The following is a 12395-nucleotide window of genomic DNA, read 5'->3' on the forward strand; positions in this document are numbered from 1 at the left end:
TTTAATTTTATAATTTTCAGAATAAATTTTACATCAGACGTTGACACATAAGCTTAAAAGGCAAAGATTGTGCACAGGCTTGCAAGAAGCCGCAGCGTGGAGGCGCTGTAAAACAAATGAGTTAGAGCGCGGATTGGGTTCAAACAGATCTAAGTTGCTCTACAGGGAGGAATAATGATGCGTTCAGCACTTCTGGCCGCGGTTTTTGCCGCTGGCGTTTCATCATTTGCGGTTTCGGCACAGGCTTCTGGTAATCTCAATCTTATCTGTTCGGCGGATGTCGTAATTTGCGAGCAGATGAAGAATAATTTTGAGAAGGAAACCAATATCAAGGTCAATATGGTGCGACTGTCGTCTGGCGAAACCTATGCAAAGGTTCGCGCTGAAGCACGCAATCCGAAGACTGATATTTGGTGGGCGGGTACGGGTGATCCACACCTGCAAGCCGCTTCAGAAGGTCTGACACTTGAATATAAATCACCGATGCTTGACCAGCTGCAGGATTGGGCGAAGAAGCAGGCCGAAAGCTCAGAGTTTCGCACCGTGGGTGTCTATGCCGGCGCGCTTGGCTGGGGTTATAACACCGATCTTTTAAAGAAAAAAAACTTGAAAGAACCACTCTGTTGGGCTGATTTACTCGACCCGTCCTATAAGGGCGAAATCCAGATGGCCAATCCGAACTCATCTGGTACGGCCTACACGGCGCTGGCCACTCTGGTTCAGTTGATGGGTGAGGATAAGGCTTTTGATTATATGTCGAAGCTCAACTCCAATGTTTCGCAATACACCAAGTCGGGATCTGCCCCCGTAAAGTCTGCTGCGCGTGGCGAAAACGGCATCGGTATTGTGTTTATGCATGATGCGGTTGCGATGACTGCCGAAGGCTTCCCCATTAAATCCGTCGCACCTTGTGAAGGCACAGGTTATGAAATCGGCTCTATGTCAATCATCAAGGGCGCTCGCAACCTCGATAACGCCAAGAAATGGTATGACTGGGCTCTGACAGCAGATGTGCAGTCAAAGATGAAAGATGCGAAATCCTTTCAGCTTCCTTCCAACAAGAACGCTGAAGTGCCGAAAGAGTCACCACGCTTTGAAGACATCAAGCTGATCGACTACGATTTCAAAACCTATGGCGAACCGACCAAGCGCAAGGAAATCCTTGAGCGTTGGGATAAGGAAATCGGCGCAAAGGCCAACTAAAACATAGCCGCATTTGCGGTAAGCAAGCCTTCATTTTTATCAACCTTCCGCCGGTTGTTTGGCGGAAGAACAATTAATTGCATCCACTTTGCAGGCCAAGAGCAAAAACTGAGCAGAAAAGCGGATAGAATATGAAACAACATAATCGACGGCTTGATGTAGTTTTGGCGCTTGCTTTTGCTGCGTTCTTTATCCTGCCTTGGTATCGCATTGAGCAAGGGTTCTTCAATTTCAACTGGCTGCAAGGGATTTTCAGTCAGGCGGAAGATGCTCCGGGTATTCTGCAAATATTCGTTTATGGCCGACCTTGGCTTGCTGTTATTGCGGTGCTGATGCTCGTTTGTGGTTTTGCTCGCTTTGCAATGTCTGCCGAAAAACGAACGTCCGTTTTGATCAGTGCAAGTCTTCTCGGCGCTGGACTTCTCGCATTGCAAGGATTGGCCATTGGTTTCACAGGTTGGAACTGGGCCTTTAGCGAAATATTATTTGGTCAGCTAGCCGTCGGACAACCGGCTTTTGGCGCAGGCGCCGTCCTGACAGGCCTTTGTTTTCTGCTGATATTCTCGTTCGCTCTTGCCGAACGTGGTGTGATGAAAGGTGATGCTTTTGTCGTTTCCTCCATCACCCTGCTGGTAGCACTTGTCAGCGTCTTTGTGTTCTATCCGATTTTCAGCATGTTTAGCGCTTCCGTTCAGGATTTCGACGGTTCCTTCAAGCCGGATGGTTTCATTGGAAATATACAGGATTCTTCGATCTGGAGCCTTGCTTGTGTGATCGGGGATGGGCGTTGTGGTGTGGCATGGCGCACACTTTGGCTCGCTCTGATGACCGCAACTGGCTCAACCGTGCTTGGGCTTTCATTTGCACTTGTTGCGACGCGGACGGGCTTTCCCTTTAAAAAAGGGCTGCGTATTCTTACGGTGCTGCCGATCATCACGCCGCCATTCGTTATCGGTCTGGCGCTAATTTTGCTGTTTGGTCGCGCTGGGGTGGTGACAGAGCAGATTTCAAATATTTTTGGCGTCGAGCCGGGCCGCTGGCTTTATGGTCTCACAGGCATCTGGATTGCACAGGTGTTGTCATTTACGCCCATCACATTTCTGGTTCTAATCGGCGTCGTAGAAGGTGTATCGCCTTCCATGGAAGAAGCATCACAAACTTTGCGTGCTGACCGCTGGCGTACTTTCAACCGTGTTTCACTGCCGTTGATGGCACCGGGACTGGCCAATGCATTCCTGATCGCTTTTATTGAAAGCATGGCCGATTTCGGCAATCCAATGGTGCTGGGTGGCAGTCATGGAGTGCTCTCAACCGAGATATTCTTTGCCGTGGTCGGTGCACAAAACGATCCATCGCGTGCTGCTGTTCTCGCGATTGTTTTGCTCAGTTTCACACTGTCGGCATTCCTTATTCAGCGGCTCTGGCTATCGGGCAAGAACTTTGCGACGGTCACCGGTAAAGGCGATTCAGGTATGCATGCCGGTTTGCCAAAACAATTGAAGATCGGCGTTTATGCCCTTGTCATTCCATGGATGATCTTCACCGTGGTCGTTTATCTCATGATCCTTGTCGGTGGTTTTGTGCGCACTTGGGGTCTCGATAATTCGCTGACGTTCGATCATTATCGCCGTGCTTTCTCGGTGGCATGGACCGATAGTGGTTTTGCATGGACCGGTGTTGCCTGGAACTCCTTCTGGACGACCATGGAAATATCGCTGATCTCGGCACCTCTCACTGCTGGAGTAGGATTGCTCACCGCCTATCTGATCGTACGGCAGCGCTTCTTCGGACGCAACGTGTTTGAGTTTGCACTGATGCTGAGCTTTGCCATTCCTGGTACGGTGATTGGCGTCAGCTACATCATGGCATTCAACCTGCCGCCGCTTGAAATGACCGGCACGGCGCTGATCCTGATTGCCTGCTTTGTGTTCCGCAATATGCCGGTTGGCGTGCGCGGAGGTATCGCTGCCATGAGCCAGCTCGACAAAAGCCTTGATGAAGCGTCGCTTACGTTGCGTGCAGGCAGTTTCCGCACGATCCGCAAAGTAATTCTTCCGCTGTTGCGGCCTGCCATTAGAGCCGCGCTCGTCTACTCCTTCGTGCGTGCCATTACATCAATCAGCGCCGTGATCTTCCTTGTTTCGGCGGAGTATAATATGGCGACTTCTTACATCGTTGGCCTCGTTGAGAACGGCGAATTCGGCGTGGCGATTGCTTACTCCTCTGCACTCATTCTGGTGATGGTGGTCGTAATTGCCGGCTTCCAGCTTCTTGTCGGCGAACGCCGGTTACGACGTGAAAACCGCGTTGCCACGCTCACGCCGATCAAAACTGTTCAACAGGAGAAAGCCGTATGACCAAGATCCGTCCCGGCTCCGTTACCTTTCAAAATGTTACCAAGAAATTTGGCAATTTCACCGCTCTGCCTGATTTGTCGCTGACAGTCGAACCCGGAACGCTTGTTACGCTGCTTGGTCCGTCGGGTTGTGGCAAGACCACGACCCTGCGCCTTCTGGCAGGGCTTGAACATCCGACATCGGGTCGTATTCTGATCGGTGGAAAGGATGTGACCATGCTTCCTGCCAATGAGCGCGACGTGTCCATGGTGTTTCAATCCTATGCGCTGTTTCCACATATGACTTCACTCGACAATGTTGCGTACGGGCTTGAATCTTCCGGGTTAAAGAAGAGAGAAGCGCGCGAACGGGCCGAGGACGGACTCAAGCTCGTTGGCCTCGCTGGCATGGGGCATCGCCTGCCTGCAGAGCTTTCAGGTGGACAGCAACAACGCGTTGCAGTTGCACGCGCATTGGTGCTGGAACCACAGGTACTGCTGCTTGATGAGCCACTTTCCAATCTTGATGCGCGTCTGCGCCGCCGTGTGAGAACGGAAATCAGGGAACTCCAGCAAAGGCTCGGTTTTACTGCAGTTTATGTCACACACGATCAGGACGAAGCTTTGGCTGTGTCTGATACAATTATTGTCATGAAAGACGGCGATATAGCGCAACAAGGCAGTCCGCGTGACCTTTATGAGTCTCCCGCATCTGCCTTCATTGCAGACTTCATGGGTGAGGCCAATGTCGTGCCCTGTGAAGTCGTCAGCGCAGAAAATGGAGAAGCTGTCATTCGTATTGGAAAACTCAGTCATCGACTGGCATCGTCACATGTAAGGCTGGGACCCGCACAGCTTGCGATCCGACCAAATGCGGTCAGCTTGAAAGCCCAGAGAGGCGGAGACTTCCCGGGACGCGTGACCCATTCCGCTTATCTCGGTGATCATATCGAATATGAAATCGACACTGAACACGGCAAGCTTTTCATTGTCGATCCGGCCGTGGAAGAAGCGCTTCCGCCACAAACGGATGTGGCTATACATTTCAAGCCGCGCGGCCTTGCCATCATCAACAATTGAGCACATGAACCATGCATCTTCATTCCCTCTAACTGGAAACCAGGCATGACCTCAGACATTTCAAAAGAGCTTGAAGCACGGTTTAAGCTTGCGCAGGACATTGCGCGCGAGGCTGGTGCGCTGGCACTCGACTATTTCAATCGCCGCGAGACGCTGGTGATTGAAACCAAGCGCGACCCGCAGGATGTGGTGTCCATTGCTGACCGCAATGTGGAACAGCTGATCAATGAAAGTGTATCGGCAGCTTTCAGCGACGATGGTTTTCTGGGTGAAGAATATGGACTGAATGCGGGTAGTTCAGGCTATACATGGGTGGTTGATCCCATTGACGGCACCAGCCCCTTTGTGAACGGAATGCCGAACTGGTGCGTTTCCATTGCCGTGCTGAGAGATGGCGAGCCGGTGATCGGTGTGATCAAGGCGCCTTGCTTTGATGAGCTTTACGCATCCGCCAAGGGGCAGGGCGCAACACTCAACGGCAAGAAGCTGATGCTTGATGAAACGCGTACAATTCGTAACGCGGTGACAGGTATTGGTGCCAATAATTACGTAACGCCACAGGTAGTTGCGAAGATTGTCGAAGATTTGCTTGAAGCAGGCGGCACATTTATTCGCAATGGCTCTGGCGCGCTGATGATTGCCTATGTGGCAGCGGGACGTCTGGTGGGCTATTACGAGCCATATATGCACGCCTGGGATTGCATGGCTGGCTTCTGTCTTGTGCGTGAGGCAGGCGGTTATACGCATCCATTTCCAACGGAAGGCGAGCAACTGACCAAGGGTAGCAAGGTTTTCGTTGCTGCACCAGGCGCGGTGGGTGATTTGAAAAAAGTGGCCAAACTGTAAGAAAGAACAGCCGGAAATCCGGGGCTTGTTTAATGCGTTTGAGTGGCTCTATCGCAAAAATTTATGCTACTAATAGCTGCCTTGTTGCACACTACAATTATACTGATAGCCCCACACACTTTTAAAAGCGATTATGATTTGCAATTGGTTCTCATTGACCATGCGAGCCCGCTCAATGCCCAAAACTCCGGTCATATTGGCACTGTGTTGATTGTCTCTTATTAATTGTCACACTTGGCATTGCCTTTTCTGACATGCTCGAATGGATAGTCTGACATCATATCCGTCCATCTGCTTATTGGTGTGACAAGTTGAGTGACATGAGAAGCGATCCAAGCGAAAGTCAAAGGTCTGGTCGCGGTCATTGTGACCTTTGACAACATTCCTCGAACTGCCCATTATCGGCGAGAATTTGGGCCAATTAACAAGATAGCAATAATAATTAAACTCAAATGGAGTAATTATTGATAGGAAATGTTCATAAATCTAGTTAACTGATACAATTTTTTATTTTAACGCATCACGTATAGAACCACTTCAATTTCTCTTACATCTATTTCTCGAGTGTTTTTTCTAACTCGAATTATTCGATCTATAGATGTGCTTCATTGGATTGCTGACATAGGATGGGGGCAGGATGGCCGGGACTATAACCGCTCGCCTACAATATAATGATAGCAATGTGCGGTACGCAAGATGGTGTAGTTGCCGTCCTCCACGCCGCCCAGGGTAATGTACGGGTGGAGAAGCTACTCTGTACGCTACATGCTTCTGCTGAGGGTAGCTAATTATGCTGTTTTTCGCAAAAGAGTAACAAAGATTTTGGCGTTGTTTTAAATCCAACGAACTTGCTTTGGTTATCCTTGGGATTGTGGCTAGGTTGGAGAAGTTCCTCCAGTGAACCAATCAGTCTCATTAAGAATGTTCTTAACTGGCACTCTGAATGCTGCGGATACCCACTGGATTATAGGCCAGGTTTTTCCGGCCTTGTACGCGCATATGGGAATTTCATTGATGGCCTTAAGTTTCAAAAAGGCAGCCTCATTGACATCTAAAAGTATATCCCGTTGACATATCCCAGACAGTAAGCTATCGATATGATATCAGTTTGGATAATGAGGAATTACGAAAATGGAACAGGGAGCAGTATTCCAGAGCAACCGAAGTCAAGCTATCCGCTTGCCAAAGTCAGTAGCTTTGCCTGCCGACGTGAAGCGCGTTGATATTGTTGTTGTGGGGCGCACTCGAATTATTGCACCTGCTGGTGAAGTGTGGGATAGCTGGTTTGAAGGTATTGAGCCGACATCCGACTTTATGATTGAGCGTGATCAGCCTGCATCGCAGGAACGCGAGGCGCTGTAATGCTGAAGTACATGCTGGATACTAATATATGTATTTTTACGATTAAGAACCGACCACAGCAAGTTCGGGAAGCGTTTAACCGCTTCCACGATCAATTGTGCATTAGCTCGATTAGCTTGATGGAATTGATTTACGGGGCGGAAAAATCCGCCAATCCCGAAAAAAACTTTGCAGTCGTAGAGGGGTTCGCAGCTCGCCTTGAAGTATTATCGTATGATGAACCGGCAGCAAACCATACGGGCCAATTACGTGCCGAATTGGCGCGTCATGGAACTCCTATAGGCCCATACGATCAATTGATAGCTGGCCACGCCCGCTCACGTGGTCTGATTGTGGTTACGAACAATCGCAGAGAGTTTGATCGTGTTCCTGGTTTACGGGTAGAAGACTGGGCTGTTTGATTTCTAACAACAGTTCGTGGGCTATTGATAGTCAGTAATTGTTTAACTATCCCTATCACTGGCTGGTTGTAGGATCAGTTCCCTTCAAAAATATAAGGTACCACGTTGTCGTCAGTAAGGGACAACCGCTCCGACCCTTGACTGATTATCTAAGTCGTAGAATACGGAATAATTTTCACTCGTAATAAAACTTTAGGGCAATACGGTTAGTTCGGTACACCTTAATCACTCTGATCGGCGAAAATCAAGACTGTCAGAGTTGCGTAGAAATCAGGAAGGAGAAAAGAAGAGAGGATGCTAAATGCTCGCTCTCCGAAAATGGCTGGTATATGCAATTTCGGTTGTTAGAACGATTTGCTTAATATAGGGAATGGTTGGTAAAATAGCGCAAGATCATTGACTTAGAATGACTCTAAATGATTTTAGTTGCATATGTTTTTTTGATCCACTAAGTCGAGCGCATCCTCAATAATACAGGTGCGTGTTAGTTTACGTATAGGTAATGTGGACAAGTTGAAACTCGGCAATCTTCTTTCAGCCTTTATGAAGGCTCGACCACGTCTTGAGGCGGCCGCGCGGATGCGGACATCCAATAGCTCAATCGCTGAAGATGTTGTGCAAGATGCATGGCTGAAGCTTGAAGCTGCCAACGCTAGTACTCCCGTTGATAATGTCGGCGGTTATCTATCCCGTGTCGTCAATAATGCCGTTACCGATCATTTCAGAAAAGAGCGCAGACGCTCTGAAATTGATCAGGAGCTTTCCGAGATATTATGGGAGAGCGTTGATACAATCTCGCCTGAAAAGATGCTGATCGACCAGGAAAACCTTGCCTTGCTTTGCAACGCACTTGATGAGCTTCCTGACAAGACACGTGAAATCTTTCTACTCAATCGTATGCAAGGGGTGCCTCATCGCAAGATAGCCGAGCAGATGGGAATGAGCGACAATGCAGTTTATTATCATATAAGGCGCGCGCTTGAACATCTTGCCAGATTTCGTGATGAGTTTAACTGCTGATTTTTTTGAATTTCTCTTTGATAAATGCCGCGTTTAAACGTCTATAGTATGAGAGTATTCAATTTCCTACGTTTTGTGTGGGACCAGATTGCAAAGTTATAATGGCCGAACCTGAACAACGCTCCGACAATGAACGTCATACCGCCATGGATGCGCGCGACTGGATCGTGCGGCTGACCTCAGGCGATGTGAGTGAAGCGGACCTGAAGCGATTCAAGGTATGGCGGGATGCATCAGACGTAAACCGGCAGGTATTTGAACGTGAGCGTGTGTTCTGGCAGGAGTTGCAGGTGCTGGATGCAAAGCCTGTAGCGCCTGTTCTCAAGCCAGATCAAATAGCTCTATCGCAACCACGGATCGGACGCAGAGCGTTTTTGGCTGGAGGAGGTATGGCGCTCGCTGCATCTGCAGCAGCATTTAATCTTCCAACGTTACGGACATGGTGGCAAGCTGATTTCGCAACGGGTGTTGGACAACAGGCAGAAGTGCCTCTTGCAGACGGCTCTGTAGCTTTCCTGAATACAGACAGTGCAATTTCTGTCGATTTTCGTCCGGATTTTCGTCTCGTTCACCTTCTCAAAGGTGAAGTCGATTTCCGTGTTGCTCAGGAAAAGACACTGTTTCGGGTCACTTCGCAAGATGGTAACAGTGATGCACTAGGAACCGTATTCACGGTTCATGCAACGAATAAGACGACCACAGTGACTGTTAGCAAGGGACAAGTTCGCGTATCTTCTGGTTCAACCGCGAGTGACAAAGGTAGTGTCTTGCTGACCGCCAGTGAGCAAACAAGCTATGACATAGGTGGTTTGCCAATGCGCACGCATCGTGTTGATCTGGATACAGAGCTTGCATGGACAACTGGGCGACTGATTTTTGAAGGTCGTCCTTTTGGCAATGTGGTCGCTGATATTGGCCGTTATCTGCCTGAACGGATTGTTTTTGGTCCGGGTGTCAATTCGGACGTGCCGGTCAGCGGAATTTTCGCGACAAGTGAGCTTTTGCCCGCCATTCGTGCCTTATCACAGACGCAGGGACTCTCCGTTCATCGTGTTCCCGGCGTCGTTATTCTTATTGCCTGATATAATTTTTTAAATTGTACATTTTTGTCTTTGGGCAAATCGCGCTGTAGCGCGTCTACATATCAGAGGGTTCAGGCAGCATTTCACCCACAATCCTTACAACGGGCTTTTCGGCCCGGAACTTTGACGTCTGTAAGAAGGATTGTGACGTTCGATGATAGTTACTGAAGCAGTTTCTGCAGGTTTTTGGCACATGCGTCGTGGCCTGCTTGCGAGTTTGATGACAAGTACAGCGCTTTGTCTTGCAGTCGTGCCCGCTTCAATGCCCAAGGCCGCTTATGCGCAGACAACACAGACGCATCGGTTCAATATTCCGAGCCAGCCGCTCAATCGCGCTTTAAGGCTTCTGGCTGATCAGTCCGGCATTCAGCTTGCCTATCAGACATCGGTCGCATCGGGCACAAATTCCCCGGCACTTTCGGGAACAATGACCAGTGAAGAAGCGCTTGCGCGCCTCTTGAATGGTAGCGGTCTTTCCTATGGCTTCACAGGTGTCAACACTGTCACCATTCGCAGCAAAGAGCCCACATTGCCTCAGACGATGAGTGCCGAAGGTACGACGCTGCTCGACACAATTACAGTTACAACCGGATTGGGTGCAACACTTGCTGATGCGCCTTATCAGACAGCAGGCTCCAGCAATTATATTTCCGAAAAGGAGATTGAACGCTTTCGTGGGACTTCTGTTGGCGATTTCCTGAAAGGGACACCTGGCGTTCTTTCGGGCGATAACCGCAACAGCGGTGCCGTTGATATTAATGTTCGTGGTATGCAAGGCTTTGGTCGTGTGCCGGTGGTTATTGATGGCGCTCAACAGCAGAATGTTGTCTATCGTGGCTATTCTGGTGTTGCCTCGCGGAATTACGTCGATCCTGACATGATCGGCGGCGTGATGATCGAAAAAGGGCCAACTACTGGTGTTTATGGTGTTGGAGCTACAGGTGGTCTCGCAGTGATGCGCACGCTTGAAGCTGACGACATTATTACGGGTGATAAAAACTGGGGTATCCGTGTTCGTGGCAGTGTCATGTCAAACACCTCAAGTCCTCCACCTGAAGGTACGACCGGTGGCATTTATGGTTACTCGGACAAATCTTACCGCACAGATTGTAGTTGGGCATGCAATCCGGTCGTTGCACCGGAAACGCTGCCAAATATCAACGATTATATGTCACCGACTGGCATGGATCGTCCGGCATTTTTAGAGCCGACATCGGGCTCTGGCAGTGTAGCTTTTGCTGCGCGCTGGGAAAATGCTGAAATCGTTGCCGCTTATACGCGACGTAAGACGGGCAATTATTATTCCGGCACACATGGGGACGTTCCAGAGATTGAGCGCATCGTTGAACGTGTTCCGGCCACACGAGGGCGCTGGGTCGAGAACACGGTTTTCCGTCTCACGGGGCTCAATCGTTATCGTGGTGGCGAAGAAGTGCTCAACACTTCGCAAGACAACACGTCATACCTTCTTAAAGGCAAAATGACATTTGAGGGCGGCCATTCGCTTAAACTCGGCTATATGCGTTATAACAGCCACTTTGGTGAGTTGATGCCATCGGTTATTGTACGTGGCGAAGGCGTTGTACAGGCACCGTTGAGTGAAGTGACGGTAAATACCTTTACGTCGCGCTATGAGTGGAACCCGGATAATACTGATCTCATCAATCTAACGGCTAATCTCTGGCATACCAATACCGAAACGCAGATTCTGACACCCTACGAGTTCTTCGGCATTGATATGAGCGATGGTTATTGGGACATCGCCAAGAGAACAGGCTTTGACCTTTCTAACAAGAGCCTGATCTCGACCGCATGGGGTGATGTCACCCTGAATTATGGTGGATCGTACACCTATGAAACGCTTGCACCGCCAGACGATATTGATCTGGGAGCATCTGGTGTTACGGCACTTCAAACGACACGCGACGGCTGGCGTCGCGAGGCTAGCGGCTTTGTTGCATCTGAGTGTAAGCCGCAGGACTGGCTGAAGCTGGAAGCTGCACTTCGATATACTTGGAGCCATAGCTACGACAACAATCCCGAACGGATTGTCCGAACTGATACCTACATGAATAATGACCAGTCGAATTCTGGTTTTGCGCCGGTTTTTGCGGTTACTGTTGAGCCAATAGAGGGTATTCAATTCTACAGCCGCTATGCGGAAGCAATCCGTTCTCCGAGCCTGTTTGAATCGACCTCTGGCTGGTCATTCGGCGCAGCACCAACACTCAATGTAAAGCCAGAACATGCCAAAAACTGGGAGTTTGGCTTCAACGTTCTTGAAGATGACGTCTTCACCAGTGGCGATAAGGTTCGCTTTAAGGCGGCATATTTCAACAACACGATTGATAATTATCTCACGCGAACCACGCAAACCGTTACCGAAGGCGCCAATGTGCCATCAGTTGCTATGCGCAATCTGAAATATGCCAAATTCCGTGGCTTTGAGGCGTCTGCTGAATATGACAACGGGCGCTTTTTCACGCAAGCATCCGGTATTTATTACAAGCACATGGAATTCTGCACGAAGGAAGAAGAAATCTATAGCATCATAGCGTGTCGTCCGGGTGGTGTATCCAATGGTTTTGCGCAATTGCATCTTCCACCAAAGATGACGGGTTCAATAACGCTGGGCACCCGCTGGTTTGACGAAAAACTCGAACTAGGCGGGCGTGTATCTTATACTGGAAAACGTGCGACAGACACTTCAAGTGCAAATAGCGGGTTCTATACTGCTGCGGTCAACTGGACATCCTACACTCTGCTCGATTTGTTCGGCAGCTATAAGATCAATGATAAAACGACGTTTGATTTTGCGGTCGATAACGCAACCGATGTCTATTACATGGATGCATTGACGCTTGGTCTCATGCCGTCGCCGGGCAGAACGGTGCGGGCCAGTTTGACAGCAAAATTCTAACACTTAATCCGGGTTCGTGCAAAGCTCGGATTTGACATTTCATGCTATGGCTTTTTTTAGCCTTGTCGTTCTGAAAATAGTGTTCTCAAACCTTGACCCCAGCCCCAGGCTCTCTCCAGTTTTTGGGGAGAGTCTTGGGTTTGTAA

At 49.3% G+C, this 12395-nt stretch carries 9 protein-coding genes; all 9 read left to right on the top strand.

Annotation, left to right across the window (positions count from 1 at the left end):
- Nucleotides 1-177 precede the first annotated feature (177 nt).
- The 9 genes from WH356_RS10920 (at nucleotide 178) to WH356_RS10960 (ending at nucleotide 12249) form a co-directional block, all read left to right on the top strand.
- Nucleotides 178-1203 carry an ABC transporter substrate-binding protein gene (locus WH356_RS10920; protein ID WP_339511169.1) on the top strand — a complete coding sequence of 342 codons (1026 nt, stop codon included), beginning with the start codon at nucleotides 178-180 and terminating at the stop codon, nucleotides 1201-1203.
- A gap of 131 nt (nucleotides 1204-1334) precedes the next feature.
- The gene (locus WH356_RS10925; protein ID WP_339510666.1) at nucleotides 1335-3560 is read left to right on the top strand and encodes an ABC transporter permease; all 2226 of its coding nucleotides are present in this window, start codon (nucleotides 1335-1337) and stop codon (nucleotides 3558-3560) included.
- Nucleotides 3557-4618, top strand: coding sequence for an ABC transporter ATP-binding protein (locus WH356_RS10930; protein WP_339510667.1), 1062 nt, complete (start codon nucleotides 3557-3559; stop codon nucleotides 4616-4618). The genes WH356_RS10925 and WH356_RS10930 overlap by 4 nt, the downstream gene beginning before the upstream one ends.
- Before the next feature lie 45 nt (nucleotides 4619-4663).
- Nucleotides 4664-5464, top strand: a complete 801-nt coding sequence (locus WH356_RS10935; RefSeq protein ID WP_339510669.1) for an inositol monophosphatase family protein — start codon at nucleotides 4664-4666, stop codon at nucleotides 5462-5464.
- Between the two features lie 1131 nt (nucleotides 5465-6595).
- Nucleotides 6596-6826 (top strand): type II toxin-antitoxin system VapB family antitoxin, encoded by a 231-nt coding sequence (vapB, locus tag WH356_RS10940; RefSeq protein WP_339510671.1) that lies wholly within the window; start codon nucleotides 6596-6598, stop codon nucleotides 6824-6826.
- Complete coding sequence (vapC, locus tag WH356_RS10945; protein ID WP_339510673.1) at nucleotides 6826-7227, top strand: type II toxin-antitoxin system tRNA(fMet)-specific endonuclease VapC; 402 nt, start codon at nucleotides 6826-6828, stop codon at nucleotides 7225-7227. The genes vapB and vapC overlap by 1 nt, the downstream gene beginning before the upstream one ends.
- A gap of 504 nt (nucleotides 7228-7731) precedes the next feature.
- Nucleotides 7732-8247, top strand: a complete 516-nt coding sequence (locus tag WH356_RS10950) for an RNA polymerase sigma factor (RefSeq protein ID WP_339510675.1) — start codon at nucleotides 7732-7734, stop codon at nucleotides 8245-8247.
- Between the two features lie 101 nt (nucleotides 8248-8348).
- Complete coding sequence (locus tag WH356_RS10955) at nucleotides 8349-9329, top strand: FecR family protein (RefSeq protein ID WP_339510677.1); 981 nt, start codon at nucleotides 8349-8351, stop codon at nucleotides 9327-9329.
- 154 nt (nucleotides 9330-9483) lie between these two features.
- A complete protein-coding gene (locus WH356_RS10960) occupies nucleotides 9484-12249 on the top strand; it encodes a TonB-dependent receptor (RefSeq protein ID WP_339510679.1) in 2766 nt (921 codons plus the stop codon).
- Nucleotides 12250-12395: the final 146 nt, after the last annotated feature.

Origin of the sequence: Ochrobactrum sp. MYb379 (genome assembly GCF_037479515.1) — a bacterium.
Taxonomy (GTDB): domain Bacteria; phylum Pseudomonadota; class Alphaproteobacteria; order Rhizobiales; family Rhizobiaceae; genus Brucella.